Annotated in this window: 27 protein-coding genes; 1 reads left to right on the top strand and 26 read right to left on the bottom strand. The window is 69.6% G+C overall.

Going from position 1 to position 25,611, the window contains the following annotated elements; all coding sequences use genetic code 11:
* The 8 genes from ACWHYQ_RS10680 to ACWHYQ_RS10645 all read right to left on the bottom strand — a co-directional run bounded on the left by ACWHYQ_RS10680 (position 1) and on the right by ACWHYQ_RS10645 (position 7,205).
* A complete protein-coding gene (locus ACWHYQ_RS10680) occupies positions 1 to 690 on the bottom strand; it encodes a cytidylyltransferase domain-containing protein (RefSeq protein WP_447972115.1) in 690 nt (229 codons plus the stop codon).
* Positions 683 to 1,444: an acylneuraminate cytidylyltransferase family protein gene (locus ACWHYQ_RS10675; RefSeq protein ID WP_447972114.1), complete on the bottom strand. Its 762-nt coding sequence runs from the start codon at positions 1,442 to 1,444 to the stop codon at positions 683 to 685. Before ACWHYQ_RS10675 ends, ACWHYQ_RS10680 begins: the two co-directional genes overlap by 8 nt.
* 45 nt (positions 1,445 to 1,489) lie before the next feature.
* A complete protein-coding gene (locus tag ACWHYQ_RS10670; protein ID WP_447972113.1) occupies positions 1,490 to 2,188 on the bottom strand; it encodes a glycosyltransferase family 2 protein in 699 nt (232 codons plus the stop codon).
* Between the two features lie 65 nt (positions 2,189 to 2,253).
* Positions 2,254 to 3,315, bottom strand: a complete 1,062-nt coding sequence (locus tag ACWHYQ_RS10665; protein WP_447972112.1) for an N-acetylneuraminate synthase family protein — start codon at positions 3,313 to 3,315, stop codon at positions 2,254 to 2,256.
* A 5-nt stretch (positions 3,316 to 3,320) separates the two neighbouring features.
* The gene (locus ACWHYQ_RS10660) at positions 3,321 to 4,439 is read right to left on the bottom strand and encodes a shikimate dehydrogenase family protein (RefSeq protein WP_447972111.1); all 1,119 of its coding nucleotides are present in this window, start codon (positions 4,437 to 4,439) and stop codon (positions 3,321 to 3,323) included.
* Positions 4,440 to 4,493: 54 nt separating this feature from the next.
* The gene (gene aroF / locus ACWHYQ_RS10655) at positions 4,494 to 5,360 is read right to left on the bottom strand and encodes a 3-deoxy-7-phosphoheptulonate synthase (RefSeq protein ID WP_447972110.1); all 867 of its coding nucleotides are present in this window, start codon (positions 5,358 to 5,360) and stop codon (positions 4,494 to 4,496) included.
* A 102-nt stretch (positions 5,361 to 5,462) separates the two neighbouring features.
* Positions 5,463 to 6,515 carry a Gfo/Idh/MocA family protein gene (locus ACWHYQ_RS10650; RefSeq protein ID WP_447972109.1) on the bottom strand — a complete coding sequence of 351 codons (1,053 nt, stop codon included), beginning with the start codon at positions 6,513 to 6,515 and terminating at the stop codon, positions 5,463 to 5,465.
* A gap of 81 nt (positions 6,516 to 6,596) precedes the next feature.
* Entirely contained in the window at positions 6,597 to 7,205 is a 609-nt protein-coding gene (locus ACWHYQ_RS10645) for a winged helix-turn-helix transcriptional regulator (RefSeq protein ID WP_447972108.1), read from the bottom strand.
* A 359-nt stretch (positions 7,206 to 7,564) separates the two neighbouring features.
* Between ACWHYQ_RS10645 and ACWHYQ_RS10640 the strand changes: the two genes are divergently transcribed.
* Positions 7,565 to 8,620 carry a c-type cytochrome gene (locus ACWHYQ_RS10640; protein WP_447972107.1) on the top strand — a complete coding sequence of 352 codons (1,056 nt, stop codon included), beginning with the start codon at positions 7,565 to 7,567 and terminating at the stop codon, positions 8,618 to 8,620.
* A gap of 1,336 nt (positions 8,621 to 9,956) precedes the next feature.
* Here ACWHYQ_RS10640 and ACWHYQ_RS10635 read toward each other — a convergent pair.
* The 18 genes from ACWHYQ_RS10635 to ACWHYQ_RS10550 form a co-directional block, all read right to left on the bottom strand.
* The gene (locus tag ACWHYQ_RS10635; protein ID WP_447972106.1) at positions 9,957 to 10,670 is read right to left on the bottom strand and encodes a flagellar brake protein; all 714 of its coding nucleotides are present in this window, start codon (positions 10,668 to 10,670) and stop codon (positions 9,957 to 9,959) included.
* The gene (locus tag ACWHYQ_RS10630; protein ID WP_447972105.1) at positions 10,670 to 11,881 is read right to left on the bottom strand and encodes an HD-GYP domain-containing protein; all 1,212 of its coding nucleotides are present in this window, start codon (positions 11,879 to 11,881) and stop codon (positions 10,670 to 10,672) included. Before ACWHYQ_RS10630 ends, ACWHYQ_RS10635 begins: the two co-directional genes overlap by 1 nt.
* Positions 11,882 to 11,987: 106 nt before the next feature.
* On the bottom strand, positions 11,988 to 12,479 hold the full coding sequence (gene fliW, locus ACWHYQ_RS10625; protein WP_447972104.1) for a flagellar assembly protein FliW: 492 nt from the start codon (positions 12,477 to 12,479) through the stop codon (positions 11,988 to 11,990).
* Between the two features lie 9 nt (positions 12,480 to 12,488).
* Positions 12,489 to 12,722: a carbon storage regulator CsrA gene (csrA, locus tag ACWHYQ_RS10620; protein ID WP_447972103.1), complete on the bottom strand. Its 234-nt coding sequence runs from the start codon at positions 12,720 to 12,722 to the stop codon at positions 12,489 to 12,491.
* A gap of 103 nt (positions 12,723 to 12,825) precedes the next feature.
* Positions 12,826 to 14,586, bottom strand: coding sequence for a flagellin N-terminal helical domain-containing protein (locus tag ACWHYQ_RS10615; protein WP_447972102.1), 1,761 nt, complete (start codon positions 14,584 to 14,586; stop codon positions 12,826 to 12,828).
* 91 nt (positions 14,587 to 14,677) lie between these two features.
* Positions 14,678 to 16,099 (bottom strand): flagellar hook-associated protein FlgK, encoded by a 1,422-nt coding sequence (gene flgK / locus ACWHYQ_RS10610; protein ID WP_447972101.1) that lies wholly within the window; start codon positions 16,097 to 16,099, stop codon positions 14,678 to 14,680.
* A gap of 3 nt (positions 16,100 to 16,102) precedes the next feature.
* Positions 16,103 to 16,612 carry a flagellar export chaperone FlgN gene (gene flgN / locus ACWHYQ_RS10605; RefSeq protein ID WP_447972100.1) on the bottom strand — a complete coding sequence of 170 codons (510 nt, stop codon included), beginning with the start codon at positions 16,610 to 16,612 and terminating at the stop codon, positions 16,103 to 16,105.
* 5 nt (positions 16,613 to 16,617) lie between these two features.
* Positions 16,618 to 16,920, bottom strand: a complete 303-nt coding sequence (flgM, locus tag ACWHYQ_RS10600; RefSeq protein WP_447972099.1) for a flagellar biosynthesis anti-sigma factor FlgM — start codon at positions 16,918 to 16,920, stop codon at positions 16,618 to 16,620.
* Positions 16,921 to 17,068: 148 nt separating this feature from the next.
* Positions 17,069 to 17,443, bottom strand: coding sequence for a rod-binding protein (locus ACWHYQ_RS10595; protein ID WP_447972098.1), 375 nt, complete (start codon positions 17,441 to 17,443; stop codon positions 17,069 to 17,071).
* Between the two features lie 10 nt (positions 17,444 to 17,453).
* Positions 17,454 to 18,596 carry a flagellar basal body P-ring protein FlgI gene (locus ACWHYQ_RS10590; protein ID WP_447972097.1) on the bottom strand — a complete coding sequence of 381 codons (1,143 nt, stop codon included), beginning with the start codon at positions 18,594 to 18,596 and terminating at the stop codon, positions 17,454 to 17,456.
* 55 nt (positions 18,597 to 18,651) lie between these two features.
* Entirely contained in the window at positions 18,652 to 19,383 is a 732-nt protein-coding gene (locus ACWHYQ_RS10585; protein WP_447972096.1) for a flagellar basal body L-ring protein FlgH, read from the bottom strand.
* Positions 19,383 to 19,943, bottom strand: a complete 561-nt coding sequence (gene flgA / locus ACWHYQ_RS10580; RefSeq protein WP_447972095.1) for a flagellar basal body P-ring formation chaperone FlgA — start codon at positions 19,941 to 19,943, stop codon at positions 19,383 to 19,385. Before flgA ends, ACWHYQ_RS10585 begins: the two co-directional genes overlap by 1 nt.
* A gap of 91 nt (positions 19,944 to 20,034) precedes the next feature.
* Positions 20,035 to 20,190, bottom strand: a complete 156-nt coding sequence (locus ACWHYQ_RS10575) for a hypothetical protein (RefSeq protein WP_447972094.1) — start codon at positions 20,188 to 20,190, stop codon at positions 20,035 to 20,037.
* Between the two features lie 76 nt (positions 20,191 to 20,266).
* On the bottom strand, positions 20,267 to 21,058 hold the full coding sequence (flgG, locus tag ACWHYQ_RS10570; RefSeq protein ID WP_447972093.1) for a flagellar basal-body rod protein FlgG: 792 nt from the start codon (positions 21,056 to 21,058) through the stop codon (positions 20,267 to 20,269).
* 74 nt (positions 21,059 to 21,132) lie between these two features.
* Entirely contained in the window at positions 21,133 to 21,894 is a 762-nt protein-coding gene (locus ACWHYQ_RS10565; protein ID WP_447972092.1) for a flagellar hook-basal body protein, read from the bottom strand.
* A gap of 285 nt (positions 21,895 to 22,179) precedes the next feature.
* Complete coding sequence (locus ACWHYQ_RS10560) at positions 22,180 to 22,611, bottom strand: response regulator (protein ID WP_447972091.1); 432 nt, start codon at positions 22,609 to 22,611, stop codon at positions 22,180 to 22,182.
* 13 nt (positions 22,612 to 22,624) lie between these two features.
* The gene (locus tag ACWHYQ_RS10555) at positions 22,625 to 24,613 is read right to left on the bottom strand and encodes a putative bifunctional diguanylate cyclase/phosphodiesterase (RefSeq protein WP_447972090.1); all 1,989 of its coding nucleotides are present in this window, start codon (positions 24,611 to 24,613) and stop codon (positions 22,625 to 22,627) included.
* Between the two features lie 225 nt (positions 24,614 to 24,838).
* Positions 24,839 to 25,585, bottom strand: coding sequence for a sigma-70 family RNA polymerase sigma factor (locus ACWHYQ_RS10550; protein ID WP_447972089.1), 747 nt, complete (start codon positions 25,583 to 25,585; stop codon positions 24,839 to 24,841).
* Positions 25,586 to 25,611 lie beyond the last annotated feature (26 nt).

The following is a 25,611-nucleotide window of genomic DNA, read 5'->3' as shown; positions in this document are numbered from 1 at the left end:
TCACCTCACCACTAGGCTCAGCGCCAGATGTCGCGCGAGCAGCAATCCGACCTCGTCCCGGGTATCCACCCGCGCGGAGAGCGACCGCAGCGGGATCAGACCCACCCGCTTCCCCAGGCGCCGGCCCTCGCGAATGACGGCGGCGCGCGAGGCCGTGACGATCCCGCCCATCTCCCGGTAGAGCGGCGCCTTGGTCTTGCGGGGCTGGTCCTCCGCCTCGCCGATCCGTACGAGCGCCTCGTGCCGGTCCAACCGCCAGAAGTCGTCCCGCTCCTCGACCGCCGCGAACACCGAATCCAGGTGCTGGTCCAGCAGCACCTGCAGGACCTGGTCAATCAGCCCCTCTTCCCGGATCGGATGCGTGATCTCGAGCAGCACCACGACGCCGGGACAGTACCCCTCCTCCCGCTCCAGCCAGTCGAGCGCGTGTTGCAGGGCCCGGCCGAGCGGGACCTCCGGCCGGCTCAGCTCAGCCGGCCGGACGAAGGGCGCCTCCGCCCCGCAGTCGCGGGCGAGCTGCGCGATCACAGGCGAATCGGTCGTCACGAGGACCCGCTCGATCAGCCGGGAGGCGCGCGCCGCCTCGACCGTATAGGCGAGGAGCGGGCGCCCGGCCAGGCGGAAATCCGGCTGGCCTTGCAGGTCGTCCCCCCGGACGGGGATCAACGCGATGATCGGGCCCTCAGTCATTGACGGTGCGCTTTCCCTCTGCGAGGAGTCGTTCCGCCAACCAGAAGTCCAGCTCGTCGTGGATATCCACGCCGCTGCAGACGTCCTCGACCGGCACCAGATCCACCCGATCGCCCAGCCGTCGGCCCTCGCGGATGAACCGCGCGCGCGTCGCGCAGGCGAGGCCGGTGTCCTCGCGGTAGAGGGGCTCCCGCGTCTGCCGCGGGCCGTAGGCGATATCCGGGGCCAGCCGCGTCCAGGCTCCGTCCCGCTTGCGCCAGAAATTCTTGTGCGTCTTGTAGGCGACGAACGCGGAGTCCAGGCTCTCGTCCTCGAGCAGCCGGCGGACGACCGCCTCCACCATCCAGCGCTTGCGGAAGATGTCGGTTGGCTGGAGGAACACCACGATGTCGGCGCGGTAGCCCTCTTCCCGCTCCAACCACGCGAGCGCGTGCACGAGCACCGGCTCGGTCGGGGTGCGGTCCTCGGCCAGCTCCGGCGGCCGCAGGAACGGCACCTCGGCCCCCCAGTCCCGCGCGACCGCGGCGATGGCCGGGTCATCCGTGCTGACGAGCACGCGGTCAATGAGCGGGCAGGCCTTCGCCGCCTCGATGCTGTACGCGATCAGCGGCTTCCCGGCGAGCAGGCGCAGGTTCTTGCCCGGCAACCCCTTCGAGCCGCCGCGAGCGGGAATGATGGCCACCACATTCTGGGTGACGGGTGACGGGTGACGGGTGACGGGTGACGGAATCTGCTCACTGGTGGTTGCGCTCATGCCCGATTCTCCTTTGCCCCTCCTGCACCGGTCACCTATCACGCGTCACGTGTCCCGCGTCACGGCTTCGGCCAGCCGGCCGTTGTGAATCAGCTCGATGACCCGGGCCACGCGGTCCGCGCGGGCCCGGTCTCCCCCGTGGTTGATGCCGTGGTGATGGTAGACCGCGGCGTAGGGCTCGTAGACGATCTTGTGGCCTTCGTCCAGGACCCGGCGGGCCCAGTCGCGGTCCTCGACGCCGGCGATCTCTTCGTCGAAGGGAATCTGCTCCCAGACCGATCGCCGGATCATCGAGTTCGCGTTGTGGAAAAAGTAGTCCTTCTCTTGCACGCGCCGTTCCAGCCCGAACACCGTCAGCAGGTCGCGCTTGTCCAGGCTGTTCGTGTCCGGCAACGGGTCCTGCTTGCCGTAGGCGCCGGCGACCGCGGGGTCGAGCTGGAAGTTCCGCCAGAGCCGGTAGAGCCACTGGTCGGTCGCCGGGATGCAGTGGCCGGAGATTATCGCGACGAACTCGCCGCGCGCCGCCTCGATCCCGAGGTTCAGCGAGCGCCCGAAGGTGAACGCCTCGTCGGAGATCGTGACGAGCTTCGCGTCGAACCGCTTGACGATCTCCAGCGTCCCGTCGGTCGAGGCGTTGTCCACCACAATCACCTCGAAGTCGGGGAAGGCCTGGCCGGCGATCGCGCTCAGGCACCGGCCGATCCACCGCTCCTCGTTCTTCGTGCGCACGACGATGGAGATCATGCTGCGTCGCTCGTGCTGCGTCGCTCGTCTGCGCGATTCGAGCGACGAGCGACGCTTAACGTCCCTCAGGGTTCGATGACGCCGAACGTGATGAAGTCGTCCGGTTCCAGGTCGTACAGGGTGCGCTTGCCGACGATGGCCGCCACGAGCCGCGGGCTCAAGCCGCGGTAGGGCGCCTTCAAGGCCACCAGGTCCTCGGTGAGCACCGTCCCCGCCGGGATCGCTCGGGCCGCGACCAGCGAGACCTGCTCGTCGTCGAACAGGTCGCTCTGGGCCGCGAGCAGCTTCTTCCGGACGAGCGCGAGCGGCTCCTTGTCGGTCTCGCGGATCGTCCGGACAAGCCGTCCCATCTCAGCGGGGCTCAGTCCGCCGCCGTGGGGCAGCTCCAGGTCTTTGTCGAGCGTGAGCGCCTTCTCGATGACCGTGGCGCCCAGGCCGAGCGCCCCCATGACCATCGTGACGCCCGGCTCGTTGTCCGTGTAGCCGACGCGCCGGCCGAACCGCTCCAGCCACGTCAGCACGGTGAGATAGGCCAGGTTCACCTCGAAGGGCTCCAGGAAGATGCTGTGCAGGAGCGTCAGGTTGTGCCCGCGGAACTGCTCGACGGCCTCCTCGATCTCCTCCTCGCTCAACAGCCCGGTGGCGAGGAAGACGCGCTTCTGCCGGGCCGCCAGCTCGCGCACCAGCGGGCGGTTGTTCGCCGCCGCCGCGTCCACCATGAGGCCGTCGGCGTCCGCCTCGTCCACGACGCGCAGCGACGGCAGATCGAAGGGCGCCGCGACGAACTCGATCCGGCCGCGGCAGTGCTCGCGGACGGCGCGGAACGCCTCGGCCGGCAGGTCGAGCCGACAGACGACCTCGCGCACGGTACGCCCCAGGCGCGGGTACTTCGAGAGCGGCCGGTTCAGCACCGACTGGACGACGCTGTCTGCGGCCGAGCGCTTGTCGAACCGGATGCCGTCACAGCCGCAGGCCACCGCCGCGTCCACCAGCCGCCGGGCCTGATCGAGGTCGCCCAGGTGGCTTCCGGTGACCCGCGCCAGCACGTAGGAGCGCCGGCTCGTGCCGGTCCCGCCGCTGCCGGCCGGGCCGGTCCCGCCCGCTGCCCGTCTCGCCCGGAGCGCCATCGCCATCACCAGACCCGATACATCAGCTCCAGAATCTTCCGGTACGTGGCCGGCTCGTAGTGGCCGGTCCGCTCGAACTGCGCGCGGAAGACCCGGTGAAAGAGCGCATCGGCCGCCTGGCAGATGTTCATCCCCTTGCCGTTCAGCGTCCGGTGCCCCGAGCAACGAGCCTGCCGGAGCAGCGCCGTCTCGACCGGCGCGTAGATGATGTCCACGATCCGGACCGACGTCGGAATCGAGACCAGCAGGCGGGCCGAGCGCGCCTGGTTCACCATGACGTCCGGCAGCGAGAGGCGGAACCAGTCCCGATAGAAGCGCTCGGGGTCGGCCGCCGCGGCGGCGGGCAGCGCGGCGGGCTTCGCCGGCGCCAGGGCCGAGTAGGGCTCCAGGCAGGTCACCGTGCCGTCTGGAAGTGTCCGGATGCCCGCCTGGCCCTTCGTCGTGGCATTGATGATCAGGTGCACCGCGGGCGCGACCCGCTCGATCTCGGCTTCGGGAACCCACATGACCCGAGGATTCACCGCCTTGAGTGCTGCGCAGAGCCGGACGCCCGCGTCCTGACCGCGCGTGGCGATCGCCAGCCGGCCCTTCCCGATCGCCTCGGCGAGGGACCAGGCGAGTGCCTTCCCCGCGCCGCCCGCGCCGAGCAGGAGCAGGTCTGTGCCCGCAAGATCGGCGAGGAACGGCTCGGGCTCCCCGGGCGCCGGCGTGGTCAGGCTCGCGAGCCCGCCCGACCCGTCCGTGTTGGAGCCGACCAGGCGGCCGTCCTCGGTCCGCACCACCGTGTTGACCGCCCCGATCGCCTGCGCCGTGGGATCCACCGCGTCCAGGAAGGGCATGACGGCGGTCTTGTAGGGCATCGTGACGCTAAAGCCGCGCAGGCGCTCCTCGCGCCGGGCGGCCTCGACGAAGTCCCCGAGGCGCCCCGCCTCCACGTCGAAGGGCAGGTACAGCGCGTCCAGCCGCAGGCTCTTGAGGACCGGGTTCCAAATGCTTGGGCTCTTCGCGTATCGGGAAGGGCTTTCCCCGAGGATGCCGGCCAGGTGCCGGACGCGCCGTGCCCGCGGGTCCAGCTCGTTCGTCAGGCAGTCCTGAATGGCCGTGTCTTTCTCCAGCGTCACCATGGCATGCCCCCTTGCTTCACCGCCCCCTGACCACGCTTCGGCCCACCGACGACTTCACAACACGGTCCGTCCCAGCACCGCCGCGATCCCGCGCAGTTCAGCCATCAGCGCCTCGAAGGCCGGATAGCTCAGCGCTTGGAGCGGATCCACCGCCGCCCGCTCCGGGACCGGGTGCACGTCGAGGAGCAGCCCGTCCGCCCCGACCGCCACCGCGGCGCGCGCGACCGGCGCCACGTACTCGCGCCGGAACGTCGCATGGCTCGGGTCCACGATGACCGGCAGGTGCGAGTACTCCCGGACCGCCGGCACGACCTGAAGGTCCACGATGAAGCGAGAGGTCGGCTGATGCGTGTGCGGCGCTGTGACGCCGCGCTCGCAGAGGACGACCTGCGGGTTGCCGTGATACAGCAGATATTCGGCCGCTCCGAGCCAGTCCCGCAGGCTGGCGCCGTAGTGGCGCTTGAGCAGGACCGGCTTGCCGGTCTTGGCGACCTCCTCCAGCAGCGGGAAGTTCTGCATGTTCCGCGAGCCCACCTGGAGCATGTCCACGTGGTCCGCCACCAGGCCCACCAACCGCACGTCCACCACCTCGGAGACCACCGGGAGGCCCGCTCGCGCGCCCGCCTCCTTGAGATAGGCGAGCCCGCGCTCGCGCAGCTCGAACGTACGCTCGTTGCGGTAGGGGAAGGTCAGCGGCTTGAACGCGCCACCCCGCAGCAGGCTCGCCCCGGCCGCCTTGACTGCGAGCGCGATGTCGAGGACCTGCTCGCGGCTCTCCACCACACAGGGCCCAGCCATGACCACGAGGCGGTCCCCGCCGATCTCGACCGATCCCACCCGGACACGGGTGCGGTGACCAGGATCGTGCCGCGCCGTGAGCCGCAAGTTGGTCACCAGGTCCTGCGCGGTGATGTCCTTCATAGAACGGCTCCCAGCGAGCAGCGCATAGCCAGCAGCCAAAGCAAGGAGCTGGCAGCGAGGAGCTGAGGGGTGCGGAGCAGCGTTTTGCCTCTTCGCTGGTCGCTATTGGCCCTTCGCGACCAACTCGCCGGCCGGCTCCACGGCGACCGCCTCGCCGGAGGCGGCGGACCGGTAGATCGCCTCCATCACGCGGGCCAGCAGGGTCCCGCTGGTGACGACATCGGCCTCGGGGCGGCGCCCTGTCGCAGCCGCGTCGAGGAACGCCCCCAGCTCCAGCGCGACCAGCTCCACCGGGGTCACCGAGCGCAGGCGCGGGACCAGGCAGGGCCCATGCACCGGCGTCCAGACGCCGTTCTGCAGCTCGTGCCGCACCTCGAACAGCTCGACCTTGTCGATCTCGAAGTCCGCGCGGATCGTCCGGCGGTCACCCACGACCGTGATCACCTTTGTCGTCATCGCGTTCGGGACCACGCGATCCACCCAGTCGCCCGGCTGGATGTAGCCGGACTCTACCTTGGCGACCGCGCCGGAGGGATACTGGAGGAGCACGATCGAGAAATCCTCCAGGCCGCGCCCGAAATGGTCGCGGGCCACAGCGTAGACCTCACGCGGAGCCTCGCCGAGCAGCGCGCTGAAGAGGTCAATGAAATGGATGCCGTCCGTCTGCGTCACCCCGGAATCGGTGCGGGCCCGCTTGAAGCCCATAAACTGGCCGGAGAGATAGCGGATCCCCCCGAGCCGGCCCGCGGTGATGTGCTCCCGGACAAACCGCGCGATCGGGTGAAACCGGTAGTAGTACCCGACCTGGAGCACGCGGCCGCTCCGCTCGACCTCCTCGGCCAGCCGGTCAGCCTCCGCGGCGGTCATCGTCATCGGCTTCTCGACGAAGACGTGCTTGCCGGCCCGGAGGGCCTCGGCGCAGATGGCGGCGTGGCCGATGGAGGGGGTCACCACGTCCACCGCATCCACCGCGCCCAGAAACCGCCGGTAATCCGTTCCCAGCCGTTCCGGAGGCAGGCCGATCAGCTCGGCGGTTTCTTGCAGCCGAGCCGGATTGAGGTCCACGGCCCAGAGATCGCGCGCGCGGCCGAGCTGCGCCCAGGCGCGCAAATGGTTCTTCCCGAATCCGCCCAAGCCGATCTGCAAAATCTTCATGGAGTCCCCCTCAGGAGCGACGAGTGATGGGGGTTACGCAGCCCGGCGTTCTGGCCGATCCCGCTTCACCCATCACGGTATTCAGAGGCGCGCCACCGCGATGCCCCGGGTTTCGAGATGCCGGATCTGCCGTTCGATCTCCTCGGCGCAGCGGCTCGCGGTGATCACGACGCCGTCGGGACGCCAGGCCTCGATCGCCTCCGGCGCCTCGACCGGCAGGCCGCCGAGCCCGCGCCGCCGCCTGTCCCGGTCATTGTCCACGATACCGACGACCTCGATCGGCGTCTCCCGAGCAGCCCAGCAGACCAGCTCGCCCGTCTCCGCCGCGCCGAAGAGCACGACGCGTCGCAGGCCCCGCTCGTACAGGCGGAGGAGCCGCCGCCGGCATTCCTGCTTGGCGATGCGATAGAGTCGCGCCATCTCCCGTGCGTAGTGCCGCCCCAGCGTCTCCAGGTACGCGCGCCCCGCGGCCGTCACTGCGTAGCGCATCGTCCGGTTCGTCTTTCCCGTCATGGCCACCAGACCCTGGGCGATCAGACGCCGGATGTAGTGATGGGCCATGGTGCTCCCGACCCCGCTCCGTCGTGCGACCTCATGCTGGCTGATCGGGCGGCCCTCATCGAGCACCGCCAGGATCCGCAGTTCGCGCAGCGCCACTGTCGGCTTGAAAAACCGGTACGGCACATCCATCGTCCGGGTCCACCGTTCGTTCGCTGACTGATCGCTGTATCGTCAGCCGGGGCTCCGGACTTGAGCCTCTCGCGCATGCACGGCCGCACTCCGATTGGCCGCCCATAGCCCGCCAGGGCTCTACAAGGGTCATGCCAACCGGGTGCCCCGGAATACCTTGATTTGGCGATGAAGTTCCGCATGAGGCCATGGCGATGGGGCTGGCTAGGCAAAGCCTGCCGGGTGGACCGGCAGGGAGGTGCCGTGGGGCGGCAGAGGGAGCCTGGCCCGTTGTACGGACGCGGCCGGCGGATTACAATTCGGTCATGCCGAGGGGGCCCTCCAGCCGACCGCGGCGCTCATCACGGGGAAGCGTTCCGATGTGGACGCTGTTCGTGGCGCTCCTGCTCGTGCTCTCAGCCGCCCCCCTCCGGGCAGACACGGAGAACCGCCCCTTCTGGACCGAGCAGGCGATGTTCCGGTTCGGGGAAGACCTCTTCTTCGTCGGCCGGGCCTCCTGCGCCAAGACGGTCGAGGACGGACGCGAGCAAGCCTTCCAGCGGGGCATCAGAGAAATCCTCAATTACGCGCAAGCGGCCAGCACCGCCGGCCTGCCCGTGGAGACCCAGATGGTCTTCCACGAGCGCGACAGTGAAGGATGCCCTCAGGGAACCGTCACGGTCTGGCGCCTGCTCCGGGTGAATGCGCAGCAGGTGGCGGCCCTGCCCAAGGGCAGCCCGCCCGCGATCGCCGCGCAGGAGCCCGCCACGGCCCGCCCCGCGCCGAACGACCTCACCCCGCGCGTGGGCATGACCTACGACGAGATCTGGCGGCGATTCGGGCAACCGCGCTCCATCACGCTCAAGGGCAAGGAGACCCACTGGGAGTACCCCCAGTTCGGGCTCACGCTGGTCCTCGATCGGGAGAGCGGGTTGACGGGATGGAAGCTGGCGGGCCCGCAGCCGCGGGAGGTCAGCCTGAAGCCTCGCCCGCCCGCTCCGCCGGTGGTGAACCAGGAGCCTCCGATCGACCTCACCGACCGGCTCCAGGCCATGGAGGAAGAGGCGCAGCGGGCCCGGGAGCAGGAGCTGCTTGAGCGCCTTCCGCCGCAACCCGACCGCAAGCTAGGCCGCGACCTGTTCAATGGGAAGGGGGCCTGCGCCCGGTGCCACGGCGTCAACGCCGACCCGGCGCGCATGGACCCGATGCTGCGGAGCCAGTTCGGCTCGACGCTGCCGGACCTGCGCCGCGCCCCGGGGCTCAGGGGCCGGACGCTCGACGACTGGATCCGGATCATCAGGCACGGGATTCCCGGGACCGGCATGCGGCCCGCGACCCATCTCGAGGAGCAGGAGATCGTCGCGCTGGCCCTCTATCTGCGACACCTCCAAGGCCAGGACCGTCGCCCCGCCGAAGCCGCCCGCTCGCCGCAGTGAGGAGCCGGAGGCGGTCCGCGGCGGCCGCGGGCTCTTCACGGAGCCGGAGGCGGCCCGGCGCCGGGATCGCTGCCGGCGTCAGCGTGCCGAGCACCGTCCGGTAAATCCACGTATTCCACATCCGTGCCGAGGCCGTCGGATACACGAGCGCCGGATCGAGTAGCCGTCGGGCCCGCTCAGCCGGCAGGTCGGGAAACTCCCCCAGCAGCAAGCTGACCTGCGCCGAAAGCCAGAGATGGCTGAGGTCGGTGGCCTCCAGCACGGCCCGCGCCAGGGACGGATCGGCTTCCCACACAAAGAGGTGTTGCGCCGGATGCAGCCGCTCCGCGAGTGCGGCCGCCTGCTCCCCGCTGCCGAGGCCGAGCTGGACGAGCGTGCGCGGCGCCCGGGAGGAGAACGCCGGCGGAGGAGTCCCCAGTCCGTCCAGCTCGCCCCAGCGAACGATCGCGACGTCGGCCCCGTCGTCCCGGGGCGCGACGACCGCCACGGGCCCGACGGCGCCCTGCAACACCGCGTACCGGCCCGGCTCCGGCCGCCGGCAGAGGAGCGGCAACGTCCAGGGCTGGCTCTCCGCCAGCGCGGCGAGGTTCCAGCCCAGCGGCCCCAGCGTCGCCAGCGCGCCCTGCGCGCCGTAGAGCTGCCGGATCGCGGCCGGATCGTCCCAGGGCGGCTCCGGCACGCGCTCTTCCGCCCGCGCGAGGAGACCCAGGCTCCCCCCCTCATAGTAAGCCTCTGGCTCGGCCCGGAACCCCGCCCGCGCCAGCACGACTTCCAAGGCCCCTCGGCTGTACAGCCGCAGGCAAGCCGGTGGCGGCTCCGCCGGCACGCCGCACGGACCGGGTGCGAGGAGGTTCCGCGTCCCGATGCACAAGGCGCCGTCGGCCTGCAGGTGCAGGTGCAGCCGGCGGAGCCACGGCACAGGATCAGGCAGCGCCTCGATCGCGTCCGACAGGAGAATCAGCGAGAAGGTGCGTCCGTGGAAGGCCCGCGGCCCGAGGCGCTCGATCCGGCGGAGCGGCGCGAGGTCGGCGCTGACGACCTCCCAGCCCCGCTCAAGCAGCGGCAGACGCCAGGCGCCGGCCTCCGGCCCGATGTGCAGCGCCGTGAGCCGCCGCACGGTCGCTTCCGTCCGGGCGGCGGCCCATTCACTGAGCCGGCACCCTCGCAGAAGATCGGCCTCGGGTGGCGAGGATTCCTGCGAGGCCGGGTGCCCGTCGCGGTAGACATGCCCGCAGTGCACGCAGAGGACGAAGCCGGCCGCGCCGACCGCCGGGAACGGGTCCGCCGCGGCGGAGCCGCAGACGACGCACCAGCCCGCCTGCATGCACGCCTCCCGCTATCCGGTGAGCGGCGCAGGCGAAGAGAGCGCGCCCTGCCGCTGCGCCACGAACTGCGCGATGGCCTGCTTGGCGGTCGTCCCCCAGGCCCGCACTTCCAGATACTCGGTCTGGTCGAATTGGAACTCGACGCCACAGACCAGCTTCCCGGGGTAATCCACCGCGTTGCGGACGAGCCCGCTGAGATTCATGACGCAGCCCACCCCCGGCAGCTCGAAGTCCAACCGGAGCTGGGAGCCGGGCGGCACCTCGCGCCAGGCATCGTGGAGCAGCACGCGGCAACCGGCGATGCTGAGGTCCTTTATGGTCCCGACCAGCGGCGCGGGCCAGGCGGGGTTGCGGCTCTCGTCCACCCGGATGAGCGACACCGGCTGATCCAGGCGCACCCGGGGGTGCCGGCGGAGCACAACCTGCTCGATCTTCCGGGGGAACGACAGGAACAGGAGCGGCTCGGGCGAGAACTGGCCCTTGCGGATCTCGCTCCGGTAGCCCACGACCGTTCCGGAGAGGAAGTAGCGGACGATGCAGGGGGCGCCCGCACGGAACTCGACGGCCCGGCCGTCTTGAAACGGCAGCTCGCTGATCAGGAACGCGCCCTCCTTCCAGCCCAGCAACTCGGACGTACACGTGGTCTGGCCCTGCTCGCGCGGCAGCGTGAGCTGCAGGGACAGGCCGACCGACAGCCACTGTGCGGGCGATCCGTCCGTCATCATCAGAACTCCGGCTGGCTGAGGAACAGGGCCGGATCAATTCCCACCTCGACGGGATCGAGCACGGCCGCGATGGTCCGAGTGGATTCCGCGGCATGCGCTAGGTCGAGGGCCCGCCCGCGCCGGAGGGGCCGGCCGGTCGCGTCACGGACGAGGATGAGCCGGGGCCGCAAGGGCTGGTCCTGGCGGATCTGCTCGACGAGGGCCGTCTCGCCCGTGCTGAGCAGGACGCAGGAGCCGACGGGGTAGATCCCCAGGCACTTGATGAACCGCTCGACAAGAGGCGGGTCGAGATGGCCCTTCTGCCCGAGGTTGAACAGAAACTTGAGTGCGTGGTGGGGCGGCATCGCCTTGTGATAGACACGGTCGCTGGTCATCGCGTCGTACACGTCCACGACGCTGCTGATCAGCCCAAACTGGGTGAGCTGCTCTTTGGTTTTGCCGAAAGGATACCCGCTGCCGTTCACCCGCTCGTGGTGCTCGAGGGCGGGCCGGATGGCCTCTTCCTCAAGCCCGGTCGTCCGGGCCAGGATCTCCGCGCCGCGGAGCGCGTGCTGCTTGATGATCGCGAACTCGAAGTCCTTCAGCTTCCCCGGCTTGTTCAGGATCCCGATCGGGATCTTCATCTTCCCGACGTCGTGGAGCAGGGCGCCGGTCCCCAGGCTCCGGAGAGCCGCACGGTCCAGCTCGAGGCTCCGGCCGAGGGCCAGGGCCAGCACCGCCGTGTTCACCGAATGGAAGAACGTGTACTCGTCGTAGCTCTTGAGCCGGGAGAGGCTGGTGAGCGCGTCCTCGTTCCGCAGCACGCTGTCCACGAGGCCGTCCACGGCCTTCTGGACCGCCTCAGTGTTGATCGCCTGCCCCATCCGGACCTCGTGCATGGCCCGCTGGACGACGTGCTTGGCCTCCTGGTACGCCTTCGTCGCGAGCGGCAGCTCCTCCGTGAAGGCGTCCACCGGGGGGGCAGAACGCGGTGCCGAGGGCTCGGCTTCCGGCGGCGCGGCGAGGGCCGGCGCGGCGCCGCCGACGGCCGGTGCCGGCCCCTTGCCCGGGTCAATCTCGACGAACCGCACCCCCGAGTCCCGGAGCGCGCGGATCTGACTGGCCCCGGTGATCCGCATCTTGTGGCGCAGGAACGGGGTCTCGAGCCAGGACTTGTCCAGACCGACGATGTACATGCCGACGGCGAGCTGCTCGAGGGGAATCCGGGCCACGGCGGTGTTGCTCCTTTCGCAGGCGGACGGAGGTCGTCACTGGTTGTATCGGCTGTTTGGAGGAAACCTGAAGGGAGCGCGGGCGAGCCCGCGCCCAGCGAGGCAGTCAGGCGCGGTCGGCGGCGAGCGGGGTCGGTGGTGCGGCGGACGCGCAGGGGGAGCCTGATGCGGCGCCCTGAGGGAAGACTGGGTGGCGCGTCGGCACGTCCTCCGGGAGCACGAGCTGTTTGGCCAGTCGCGTCCGCGGGTTCACCACCACGGGACCGCGCAGGTTGGCGGTCACCCGGCCGGGATCGGCCGAGGGAATGGTGAGGATGACGAGGAGAATCAAGTCGTCTCCTTCGTCGGGATGCAGCTCCGCGAGCGCCTCGAGCGGGACCTCGACGCGGTAATCCGGCTTGAACCGGGCCGGATCCATGACGACGAACGCCAGCTCCGGCTCGTCCAGGGATTGGAGCCACTTGAACGGAGCCTCCCGGTCATGGTCCAGCATGACGTAGCGCACGGAGCGCGGGAACCCGATGATCCCGGACGGAAACCGGATGATCGCCTCGTCCGTGACCTCGATCTCGCCGAACCGGCCGGTCGTGACCTTCATGATCGTCCTTCAACCTCCTGTCCTGCCGAGCCGCGTGAGGACCTCGGCCGGGATCCGTTGCGTCGCCGCCGCCTGCCGGTTCTCGTCCAGGATCCGGGCATAGACCTCGTCCCGGTGGACTTGCACCTGGGGCGGCGCCTCGATCCCGAGCCGCACCTGGAGCCCCTTCACCTCCAAGACCACCACGTGGATGTCCGTGCCGATCGCGATTCCTTCGCCAGCCCTGCGCGTGAGGACGAGCATGGTCGCCTTCCCTGGCTCCCTCTCAAGCTTGTGATGGGTGATGGGTTATGGGTGGTACGCTAGGAGTCTTCCCTTTCTCATCCCTTGCATCACGCATCACGCCCTACCGCAGGAACCGCAGCAGCGAGCTGTCCAGGATCCGGGCCATCGCCTGGGCCGCGGCCTCCATCGCGAACTGCTGCAGGCTGAGGTCCGAGACCGCCTTCACCAGGTCCGCATCGCCGTCTTCCGCCACGGCCTGCGTGACTCCCGCTTTGGCCTCCTCCAGGCTCGCCCGCGTCTGGTCGAACCGGTTGGCCAAGGCGCCGATCTCTGCCTGCGCCTCCGCGACTTGGTCCAGGGCCCTGTCCGTGTCGGCGATGCCCTGGTCAATTCCATCGCCGTGACTGCCCTTGAGGGCCGAGATCAGGCTCTTGAGCGAGGCGAAGAGATCCAGGGTCGGCCCGGAGAAGACCTGATTGCCCGGCAGGTTGGTCTTCACGGTCTGGCTGTCGCCGATTTCGATCCGCCGCAGCCCGTCGTCCCCCTGGTACTGGATGCCCGTGGTCACCGCGAACCGGTCGCCGGCCGCCGGCGCGGCGGAGCCCGTCGTGATCGCCACGGAGAGGCCGTCGAAGCTGATGGCCGAGCCCGACGCATAGGTCTGATCGGACAGCACGGTCGTCGGATTGAGCGCAACGGTAAACTTGTCTCCGCTCTTGGGGCCGCCCGCGGCGCCGTCCTGGAGGACCACGCGGAGGCCGTCGAAGGTGATGGCGGCGCCGGAGGTATAGGTGTTGCCGGCCGACACCACCGTGCCCGTCGTCGTGTCGGTGATTGTGTATTGCGTGTCTGAAGTGAACTCGATCTCGTAGTCGTCGAGCGTGAGGGCGGTCGCGTCGCTGACCCCGGCGTCCGCCTTCGCCGCCGCGCCGGTGTTGGCGCCGGCGGCCGTGACCGCGACCGGAGCCGAGACGTTGTACACGTTAAAAGTCGTCGCCGAGCTGAACTTGATGACATAGTCGTTGAGCGTGACCTTGGTGGCATCCTGGACGCTCCCCTGGGAAATCGTCGCGCCGCCCGTGTTCCCGGACGCCGCAGCGGCCGACGCCTGCAGCGCATAGGGGGCGGCACCGGTGGTCGTGCTGCCCCCGTTGAAGCCCAGGGTCGTCCGCGCGGTCCCGCCGGTGACGGTCACGGTCGAGCTCGATCCCGCGCCCGTGGAGGCGATGACGAGCCGGCCGCCCTCGTACGAGACGGTCACGCGCTTGCCCGCCGCGGCCAGCGTCGCGTCGGTGTTGATCTTGGTCTCCAAGAGCGCGGCCGCCTGCGCCCCGGTGTACGACCCGGCCGTCAGCGTGATGGGGCCTGAGGCGGTCCCGTCCACGGAGACCTGGAGCGTGTCCGTGCTGCCGCCGGTGATGGTCACCGGCGTCGTGAGCGTGGTCCCCGTTGCGCGGCCGTGGGTGCTGGTGCCCGTGAAGAGCGCCTGTCCGTTGGAGGTGGTGTTGGCCAGGCGTTGCAGCTCGAGCGCGAGCTGCCGGGCTTCCACGGCGCCTGCCGCCCGCTCCGTCGGCCCGTTTGTGTCGTTCCGGAGTCCGACGGCCAGCTCCTTGACCCGGGTCAGGACATTCGTGACCGAGGTGAGCGTGCCGTCGGCCGTCTGCAGGCGGGCGGTTCCGGTCTGGATGTTGCGCAGGCGCTGGTCCAGCCGCGCGAGCGACGCCTGGCCGCTGACGATCCGGCCGAACGCCGAGGGATCGTCCGACGGCCGGATCACCCGCTTGCCCGAGGCAATCTGCTCCTGGGCGGCCAGGGTCTTCGCCCGCGCCTCCTGCAGGCGGTTCAGCAGGGCCCCGAAAATCTGTTGATCGCTGACGCGCATCAGGATCCCCACCGGCCGGTGGGTGGGGGTCGGTGAAGGAGAGGTGTCTCAGCCCTGACCACGGCCCCCTGACCACCCACTTGCGGCCCCATCACCGCTTGAGGGAGAGGATCGTCTGCAACAGCTCGTCCGTCATCACCACGACCCGGGAGGCGGCCTCGAAGGCCCGTTGCTGGGCCAGGAGGTTGACCAGCTCCTCGTCCAGCGACACGCCGGACACCTCGGCCCGGGCGGCTTGCAGTTGGTCCTGGATCACCTGCTGGGCCTTCAGGTCGCCATCCGCCTGGTTGGCGGTCGCGCCCAGGTTCGCCGCCGTCCGGGCGTCATACTGACTCATCGTCAGGTCGTCGAGCGCCGATAGGGCCGTGCTCTGCAGGGCGACGATGGCCAGGGCGTTGGCGCCGTCGCCAGGCACGCCCGCGGCGCTGTCCGAGGCCGCGACCTCGTTCGGGTCCGTCAGCGCGACGCGCATCGTCGCGGCCGTGGTCCCGGTGGCGTCGAAGAACTCCTTGCCGGTCGAGCCGTCCAGGCCGTAGCCCGCCGCGTGCCGGTCGTTGACCTCCGAGACCAGCGCGGCGGCCAGGCTGTTCAGCGAGTCGAGGAGCCCGGCGAGCGTCGCGTCCCGCGTGGTCAGCAGTCCCTTCAGACGCCCGCCCCCGATCTCCGAAGAGATCACCACAGGGCTTTGGTCCTCGTCGGCTTCCGCCTCGGCCGGCGAGGTGGGGTCATAGGCGACGTCGAGCAGCCCGTCGTTGTCCGCATTGGCCTGGCCGACGAGGCGGTACGCTTCGTCGCCCGCCACCAGGGCGCGCCCCCGGCCGGCGAAGACCGTGAGCCGGCCCTGGTCGTCCTCGACGGTGGAGACCGCGATCCGATCGGCCAGCTCGCCGACCAGGTGCCCGCGCTGGTCCAGGAGGTCGTTCGGGTTCTGGCCTCCCGCCTTCGCCTGCACGATTCGCCCGTTCAGCGCCGCGATCTGCTTGGCCAGGGCGTTGATCTCCGTGAGCGTGTCGCGCACCTCGCGGTCCAGCGCCGTCCGTGTGTCCGCCAGGTCGGCCGCGGTCCGGTTGACCCGATCGGCCAGCGCCGCGGCCTTGGACAGGAGCACGGACCGCGCGACCCGATCGGCCGGGTCCGTGGCCACATCCTGCCAGGCCGCGAAGAAGTCGTTGAGGGCCGCGCCGATCCTCTGCTCGCTGGTGTCGCCGAACAGCCCTTCGATCCGGAGCAGCGTCCGCTTCGTGACCTCCAGGTTCCCGAGCTGTGCCCGCGAGCCGAGGAGTTGGCGCTCGACGACGGCGTCCACCGACCGGCGGATCTGGGTCACCTCGACACCGGTCCCGAGCTGGCCAGGTCGGCTGTCCAACGGGCGCGCCGCAGCCAGGACCGCTTCCTGGCGTGCATAGCCTGGCGTATTCACGTTGGCGATGTTCTGGCCCGTCACGGAGAGCGCACGCTGGGCGGTCCGCAGGGCGGATTTCCCAATGCCGAGGAGGTTGAGGAGGTCGGACATGACCTATCCCCTCCGCTCCACGAGCTGGCCGCCGAGCTCCGTCCGACGCGCAGCCCCGGCGTCGGAATAGAGCCCCCCGGGCTCTGCGGGGAGCCGCCAGCACGAGAGGCTTTCCTCCAGGAAGCGGCAGACCCGTGCGATCACCGAGCCGTTGAACCGGTTGGCGTCGAGCGTCGCGAGCAGGGAGGCCTGCAGCCGGTCGCGGCGCCGGAGCAGCCGGCCCGCTTCTTCGGCGGGGACGCGGGCGGCGATCTCCGTCAGCGTGAGCCGTTCGGGGTCTGTCCCCCACTCGGCCGCCAGCGCTGCCACCAGCGTGGTGCGCCGGCGCTCAAGCTGGTGAAGGTCGTCCAGGAGCCGGGTCTTGGCGGTCGCGCCACCGGTCAGCCGGTCGAGCGACAGGGTGCGCACGGCCCGCCGCTCCTCGGCGAGGAGGTGCAACAAGGCCTCGAGGGAGGATTGTTCCTGGTCGAGCAGGGTGACGAGATCGGTCACGAGCGCGGTGGTCAGGTCCATGGAGCCTAGAGAACGGCCTCAGTCAACACGTGCCGGATCATCGCATCCGCCACGGACCGGCCGCTCACCTGATAGGTGCCGGCCTCAATGGCCTGCCGGATCTGCTCGACCCGTGCGGCACGGGGTTCATCCGGCGCCTCAGCCAGCGCCTTGAGCCGCTGAATGTCCCTCGCATGTTGGGAGATGGCGACCTGATCCTCGGACGCCCCCGGGTGCGACGGCCGGCTGTTGGCGGCCCGGCCCGGCTCCTGCGTCCCCAGGAGCAGTCGGCTCAGCTCTCCTGCGCTCCCATATCCAGCAATTTCCATGGCTTACCTCGCTCCGCCGGTCGGGCGCCCCCGGGTTGGTCGAGACCACCGCAGTCCCGGCCCCTCGTGCGCCAGTTCTCTTATCGGCAGATCGGTGCACGGACTGAAGCCTGGCCCGGCTCGTTTCAATCCGGGGCCTGCCCGCCCGTCACCCCGGCGGACGCCAGGGTCCAGAATTGTCCTGGATGCTGGCGTTCGCTGGCATGACGGAGTCGGAGGCCAGGTTCTCTTCCAAGAACTTCGCGAGCCCGAGCCCCCCCTCCCGGGCGGCGAGCCGTCCGATCTCCTGGTCATAAAAATAGGAGTAGTGATCGGCCGCCCGGCTCGGCAGGATCCCCTTCGGCACGGTTTCCCGCATGACCTTCATGAGGTACGCGACGAAATAGGCCTCGAATTCTTGCGCGGCCTTCCGGATCTCCTCGCGGCTCCCGCCGCCCGAGGCCCGGAGCGACCGCTCGGCGGCGAGCCCGGTGGCGAGCTCCGTCATCGCCAGCCCGCCGGAGCGCGGCATCCAGGGTTCCATGGTGCACCCGTTAGATAATTTCCAGATTGGCCTGCAGCGCCCCGGCCGACTTCATCGCCGCGAGGATCGCGACCAGGTCCCGCGGCGTGACGCCGACCGCGTTGAGTGCCCGGACCACCTCGCCGAGCGTCACGGTCTCATCCACCTGCAGCAAGCGGGAGGGCTCTTCCTGCACGTCGGTCTTCACGTCCTGGGTCACCACCGTCTCCCCGTTGGACGAGCCGATGAACGGAGCGTTGGGCTGGGAGACGTTGAGCGTGTTCTTGACGGTGATCGTCAGGTTCCCGTGCGCGATGGCGCAGGTCGAGAGCCGGACGTGCTCGCCGAGCACCACGGTCCCGGTCCGCTCGTTGACGACGACCTTCGCCGGCACGTCCACCTGCACGTCCAGCGCCTCAATCGTCGCGATGTACTGGACCACCCGGCCCTGGAAGTCGGCCGGGATCGTCGCCCGGACCAGCCCCGCGTTCACCGGGACGGCGCTGCCCTTCCCGAAGACCGCCTCGATCGCGTCGGCGATCCGGATGGCGGTCGTGAAATCCGCCTGCCGGAGGACGATGGAGACCGTGTCCCAGGCGTCAAGATTCACCGTGACTTCCTTCTCGACGATGGCCCCGCCGGGGACCGTCCCGGCCGCCTGGTGGTTCTTCGTGACCGTGTTCCCCCCCCCGCCGCCGGTGCCGCCGAGGAACCCGCCGATGGAGATCGGCCCCTGCGCGACGGCATAGACCTGCTGGTTCGGCGCCTTGAGCGGGGTCAGCAGCAGCGTGCCCCCCTGCAGGCTCCGGGCGTTGGCCATCGAGGACACGACGGCATCCACGGTCATCCCCGGCTTCGCGAAGGGGGGCAGCTTGGCCGTCACCATGACGGAGGCGATGTTGCGGGTCAGCAACATGATCGGGTCAATCACCAGATTGATGCCCATCTTGTTGAGCATGGACATCATGGCCTGCACGGTGAACTGGCCGCCGATCACCATGTCGCCCGTCCGGTCCAGCCCGACGACGAGCCCGTAGCCGTAGAGCTGGTTCTCGCGCACCCCCTCGATCGTCGCGATGTCCTTGACCCGCGCCGCCCGCGCCGGCCCCGCGGCGAGCGCACAGCCGACAGCGAGCAGCACACCGCAAGCAATCAGGGTCCTGGACTGCCGCATGCCCCTCTTTTCGCCCGTCACGGCCGGCGCGCCGCGGCTCTCGGTTCGCTTCCCCTCAGAACGGATAGATCCAATCCAGGATCCGCACCAGCCAGCCGGGCCGTTGGACGTCGTCCACGACGCCGAGGCCGGTGTACTCGATCCGCGCGTCCGCGATGGCGGTCGAGAGCACGGTGTTCTTCGTGTCCACGTCCACGCGCCGCACCAGTCCGCTCAGGATCATCGTCTGCTTCTCGCTGTTGACCGTGACCTCGCGGCGCCCTTCGATCCGGAGATCGCCGTTCGGCATGACCTCGGTGACGATCGCCGACATCGTCCCGGTCAGCGTGTCCTCCCGGTTCGTTGCCCCCTTCCCGCCGAATTTGTTCTTGGCGTTCGCGCTCACCGCGAGGTCCTGGGCGACCACCTTCTTCAGCGACAGCCCCGGAATGCCGAAGGTGAGGCCGTCGAGCGCGTTATCAATCGTGGACTCGCGCTCGGCCTTGGTGTCCGCGGTCTTGGACCCCTTGTGCTTCTCCATGATCTTGATCGTGATGATATCGCCCACCCGCATCGCCCGGAGGTCTTCGTAGAGATAGGCGCGCCCGTTTTCCTCCACCCACAGGGAGCCCATCGTCTTGGGCGGCGGCAGCGGCGGGATCTGGATCGCGCGCGTCGACGCTGTCGGCTTGCTACAGGCCACGAGCAGTAGGACGAGCAGCATGAGGTCCCAGGCGAGAGGGCCGCACGCCCGCCCGGCAACTGTTCTGCCCTCCTGCCCCTTGCCCCTCGCCTTTCGCCCGCCCATCAGAATTCCACCTGGACGACCCCCGGCGCGATCACCGTCGCCTGGAGCTGCTTGCCCGAATCCACGTTCGTCACGACAATGGACTGCCCGACCACGCCCCCCGCCTTGGTCACGCCGGCCGTCCGGACCGTCAGGCCCCCGCGCTTCGCCTCGATGACGACCCGCTCGCCCTTGCGGACGGCGTAGGGCGCGCCCAGGGACGACGGGCGGAGCGGCTGGTGAGGCGGCAGCGCCCGGACCGCGCGCTTGCCGACCGCGTCCTCGAGGCGCCACACGAACTCCGGGTGCTCCTCCGTCAGCGGCACCCGCATGACTGCGAGGTCAGCCTCCTCGAGGAGGTCGTCCTTCCGGATCAGACGGACCGGCGCGACGGCCTCGGCCTGCGCTTCCACCGCCGCGGTGACCGTGACCGTCCGCACCGGCTTCCCGTCCACCGCGAGCGTGAGGGTGAACGAACGAGGGCCGGCATGGGTCTCCGGCCCCTGCTCCGTCACTCGAGCCGTCACCGCGCCAGGCGGGAGCAGGATCGGCTGCCGGGGCCCCAGGATGTGCACCTCCACCTCGCTCGCCTTGCCCGCATACTGTCGCTCCAGGTGCCGGAGCAGCGCCTGTCTGATGTCCTCGACCGGGAACGGTCGGTCCGGTGCCGGCTCAGCCGCGGCCGGCCGCGCCGGCGCGCGCCGCCCGGGTCCGCCCGCCTCCGCCGGTCCCGCGCCAGTCCCGCTGCCGGCCGCGCCGGCCCCCGCTGCCGGCCACGCCGGCCACGACCAGCAGGATCACTGCGACGAGCACCCCTCTCCTGGTCACGCCCCACCTCCCCGCCCTACCACAACCACGGACCACCCCTTCGCCCCCCGACCATTCGGCTTCCCTCGCGCCCGCGCTATCTCCTCAGGTTGTTCGCCATCGCCATCATCTCGTCGGAGGCCTGGATCGCCTTGGCGTTGATCTCATAGCTCCGCTGGGCGATGATCATGTTGACCATCTCCTCGGCCAAGTTGACGTTCGAGCTTTCCAGCATGCCCTGCTGGATGAGGCCGAAGCCCGTCGAGAAGCCCGGGACCCCCTGCAGCGGTGGGCCCGAGGCGAAGCTGTCCAGGAAGAGGTTGTTCCCCATCGCCACCAATCCGGCGGGATTGTCGAACCGGACGAGCTGGATCTGGCCCACCTGCGACGCCTGGGTCACGCCCGGCAGCAGGACTGAGACCGTGCCGTCCTGGCCGATGTCCACCTTCAGGGCCCCGGACGGGATCGTGATCGTCGGCGTCAGCAAATCGCCGTCGCCCGTCACGACGTTGCCGACGTTGTCGCGTTTGAAGGAGCCGTTCCGCGTGTACATGATCGTGCCGTCGGGGCGGCTGACCTGGAAGAAGCCCGGCCCATCGATCGCGAGATCGAGCTCGTTGCCGGTCTGGCGGAGGTTTCCCTGAGCCCATTCTTTCGCGACAGTCGTCGGCCGCACCCCGCCGCCCACCTGCATGCCCACCGGGAAGACCCCCACGTTCGAGGAGTTCGTGCCCGGCAACCGCTGGATCTGGTACAGCAGGTCGGCGAACTCCGCCCGGCTGCGCTTGAACCCGTTGGTGTTCACGTTGGCCAGGTTGTGTGCGATCGTGTCAATGTTGAGCTGCTGCGCGGTCATCCCCGTCGCCGACGTCCACATCGCCCGGATCATACCTTCCTCCTCGCTAGCCGCGAGCCGCCACCCGCTCAACGCGGTCTGCTATGGGCTCTTCGTGGCTCGCGGTGTCACGCCACTCTGCCGATTTCCTGAATCGCCATCTCGGCCAGCCGGTCGTAGGTCTGCATCACTTTCTGGGCAAACTCGTACGAGCGCATGACCTCGATTAGCTTCGCCATTTCCACGAACGGATTCACGTTGGAGTCTTCGAGTTGCCCGGACACCACTGCCGGCTCCGCGACGGGCTTGGGATTCATGCCGGCGAAGAGGCCGCCGCCGAGCTTGACCAGGCTCCGGGGATCCGGAAACTCCACGACCTTGATCCGCGCAGCCTCCGCGTCGTTGACCAGGATGCGCCCGCCGGCCAGCACCTTGACCTCGCCGGCCTTGAGCTGGATCTCGCCTTTCACCCCCATCACCGGATCGCCGGCCTCCGTCACCAGCCGCCGCTTGGGATCCAGGTGAAACATCCCGTTGCGCGTATAGCGGAGGCCCTCCGGCGTCTTGACTTCGAAGAACCCCGGTCCCTCGATGGCCAGATCAAAGGGATTCTTGGTCTCGCGGCGAGCCCCTTCCCCGTGATCGGTCCGCAGGTCGTGCGGCGCGACGAACACCCGTTCGCCCTGGCCCGCCGGCGTGCTGGGGAAGGACGGCGCCCCTCCCGTCAAAGACAGCGGGGCGGCGGCGCCGACGGGCACGAGCGACTGGAACGTCGGCTCCATGCGCTTGAATCCGGTGGTCTTGAGATTCGCGACGTTGTTGGTCAGGACCTGGATGCGATGTTCCTGCGCCAACGCGCCGGACAGAATGGTGTAGATCCCTCGGTCCATGGGAGCACGGCCCCGCTCGGCACTGGAATCAGCGCCGCCAGGGTAGGAGAGCAACGCGCATGCCACAGGATCGAACGCGAGGCCCGAGGCGCGCGGCAAGGGGCCGGAACCCTCGAACCCTCCTTCACCACTCGCCACGAGCCCCTCGCCTCCCGCCCGGCGCTGACGGCTGAAGGCTCTGGCGTGGCGCCTGACGGAGGGGGATGACGAGGGTGAGATTGGGCAGGTTTGGTGCCGGCGGCGGGAACATTTTGCCGGGTGGCGGGGGATCCTGGCGGTCCGGCTTCAGGAGGCCCCGGGCTGCGTCAGGGCGTCGCGGACCTTGCTCCTGAGCGTCTCCATCGAAAACGGCTTGTGGATGAAGGGCACCGTCCGCAGGAAGGGATCCGCGTGCAGTCTGGCGCTCGACACGAACCCGGACATGAGAAGCAGACGGAGCTCCGGCCGCAGGGCGCGGGCCCGCACCGCCAGCTCGTCCCCGGTCATCCCCGGCATGGCCATGTCGCTCAGGAGCAGGTGGATCGGGCCCGGATGACTCCGGCAGAGTTCCAGCGCGGCCTTGCCGTCGCTCGCGCAGAGCACGACGTAGCCCGCCGCGCGCAGGACCTGGGCGATCAGCTCCCGCACAGGCCGCTCGTCCTCGGCCAGGAGAATCGTCTCGCGGGCGGGCTCGCCGATCCGCGACGTCCGTTCCTGCTCGCCGGGATTCGTGTGCATCGGACGGCTCCGATCAGGGCCGCTCCGCTCCGTTTCCATCCGAGGCAATGGGTCCCCCGCCCTCCGGGTGATCCACGCGCAGGAGGGCGTGCTCCCAAGCCGGCGCGGCGGCCCGCTCGCGCAGGAGCGCCCGGAACGTCTCGCCGTCCACGGGCCGGCTGAAGTAGTACCCCTGCATCTCGTTGCAGTGCTGGGAGCGGAGCAGCGCCGCCTGCCCCTCCGTCTCGACCCCTTCGGCGATCACGTTCAGGTTGAGGCAATGGGCCAGCGTGATGATCGCCCGGGCGATGGAGGCGTCACTGCCGTTGGTGACGATGTCGCGGACGAAGGACTCGTCAATCTTGAGCGTCGTGATCGGAAGCCGCTTGAGATAGCCGAGCGATGAGTATTCCGACCCGAAATCGTCAATCGAGATCCGGATACCCATCCGATGCAGGGCCTTGAGCATGGGGATGGCCCGGTCCGCGTCCTGGATCAACTGGCTTTCGGTCAGCTCCAGCTCGAGGGCCCGGGGGTCCAGCTCCGTGTCCTTGAGGATACGGGCCACGGTCTCCACCAGGTTCTTCTGCTGGAGCTGCCGCCGCGACAGGTTGACCGCCATCCGCAGGGTGAAGCCTTCCTGCTGCCAGATCCGGGCCTGCCGGCAGGCCGTGCGCAGCACCCACTCGCCGATCGGGATGATCAGCCCGGTCTCCTCCGCGAGCGCGATGAAGGTGTCTGGGCTGAGCAGGCCCCGCTCGGGATGGCGCCATCGGAGCAGCGCCTCCACGCCCACGATCGCGCCGCTCCGGAAGTCCACCAGGGGCTGGTAGAAGAGCTGGAACTCGCCCCGCGCGAGCGCGTAGCGCAGGCCGGTCTCGAGCGTGAGCCGCTCGAAGGCTCGGACATTCATGTCCGCGGAATAGAACTGGAACGCACCGCCGTGCTCCTTGGCCGCGTACATGGCGATATCGGCGCTGTTGATGAGCCCGTCCCGGTCGGCGCTGTCCGCGGGGAACATGGCGATCCCGATGCTGCCCCCGGTGAAGACCTCGTGGCCGCTGAGCGGGTAGGGGAGGGCCAGGGCGTCGAGGAGCTTCTGGGCAATGCGCGCCACATCCTCCGACGTGCCGACGTCCTCCAGGATGATCGTGAACTCGTCGCCGCCCAGCCGGGAGACGATGTCGCTGGCCCGGAGCGCCGCCGTGAGCCGGCCGGCGACGGCCTTGAGGAGCTGGTCCCCGACCGTGTGGCCGAGCGTGTCGTTGATAAGCTTGAACCGGTCCAGGTCCAGGAACAGGAGGGCCAGGTTGTGTCCGGCCCGGCGCGCGCGGGCCAGCGACTGGGAGAGCAGCTCCGCGAACAGCCGCCGGTTCGGGAGCCCCGTGAGCGGATCGTAGTGGGCGAGGCTGTTCAGGCACTCCTCCGCCCGCTTGCGCTCAGCGATCTCGAGCTGCAGGGCCTCGTTGATCCGGGCCAGCTCCGCGGTCCGTTCCTGGATGCGGCGGTCCAGCTCCTGGTTGGCGCAGCGGAGGGCTTCCGTGACCCGTTTGTACGCGCTCAGGTCGCGCAGCACCCCGGTGCAGTACCGCCGCCCGCCTGCTTCGAACCAGGAGAACGACACCTCCAACGGGAACTCGCGGCCGTCTCTGGTCAGCCCGGACAGCTCCATGCACTGCCAGGCTGCCGGCTCGGAACGGCCGGCCTCCAGGAGCCGGGCCACGCCCCCCTGGCGGTCGTCCCGCAGATGCGCGGGCACCAAGAGATTCAGGGAACGGCCTACGATCTCAGTCCGCGCGTAGCCGAACAGCCGCTCCGCCGCCCGGTTCACCTCGACGATGGTCCCCCGCTCATCGGCGCAGAGGACGCCCTCTGTCATGGTCTCGATCAGGAACCGGTGCCGATCCCGGCACCGCCGGAGCCCCTCGGTGGCGCCGCAAGGGGCGCGATCCGTTCCCCTCAGCACGCCGCCGGCGGCCAGTCTGGCCCCGTTGTTCCCGCTCCGCCCCCGCTTTGCCGGCATGCGCCGTCTGCCCTCCAGCCCTCGATGCCCGCGCACCGCCGACTCGCCGCGCGCCGGCGAACGGACCGGGAGCATCCCGCCGGCCCAAGTCCGTCATAGAGCGCCACCCCTCTTGTCGGAGGACGCACGACAACTCTTAAGGCGTGCCGGAAAAGAATCGGGGCCGGCTCCGAACGGAGCCGAACGGGCTGGAACCGAAACCGGACCTTGGGTCTGTGGGGCTACTTACTCTGGCTTCAGATCGGCCACCAGCGCCTTCAGCTTCAGGATCGCTTTGGCATGGATCTGGCACACGCGCGATTCGGTGACCTTGAGGACCCGGCCGATCTCCTTCATGGTCAGCTCTTCGTAGTAGTAGAGGGTCAGGACGAGGCGCTCCTTCTCGGGCAGCGATTCGATTGCCCTGGCGAGTCCCTGGCGGATGTCCTCGGAGACGACGAGCGACAGCGGGTCGGGATGCTGCGTGTCCACGAGCGACCGGAGCATCGCGTGGCCCTCGGCCTCCTGGACACCCAAGTCCTCGACGCTCAGCAGCACCACGCCCTGAGCGCGCGACAGGAAGCTGTCCAGCTCTTCCATGGACAGGTTCAGCTCCTGCGCCAGCTCCTCGTCGGTTGGCGGCCGGCCGAGCCGTTTCAACAGCTCGTGCTGGCACTTCTGCAGCGTCGCGATCCGCTCGTGCACGGACCGGGGGACCCAGTCCATCGCCCGGATCTCGTCGAGCATCGCGCCGCGGATCCGGAACTCCGCATAGGTCTTGAACTTGGCCTCCCGCGTCGGATCGTATTTCGTCATCGCATCCATTAGACCGATGATCCCCGCCGAGACGAGGTCCTGCGCATCCAGGTGCGCGGGCAGCCGGAAGGCCAGCCGGTGCGCCATCGCCTTGATGACTGGCGTGAACTCCCGGATGATCCGCTCCCGGTCGGCCTCCGCCGCCTTCGCGCTCTGCTCGCCCACCAGCTCTCGCATCGGGTGCTCCCTCCCAGGACCGACGC

This window comes from Nitrospira sp. Kam-Ns4a (assembly GCF_965152595.1).
The sequence above is the reverse complement of the archived record's forward strand: the minus strand, read 5'-3'. Positions and strand labels throughout refer to the sequence as shown.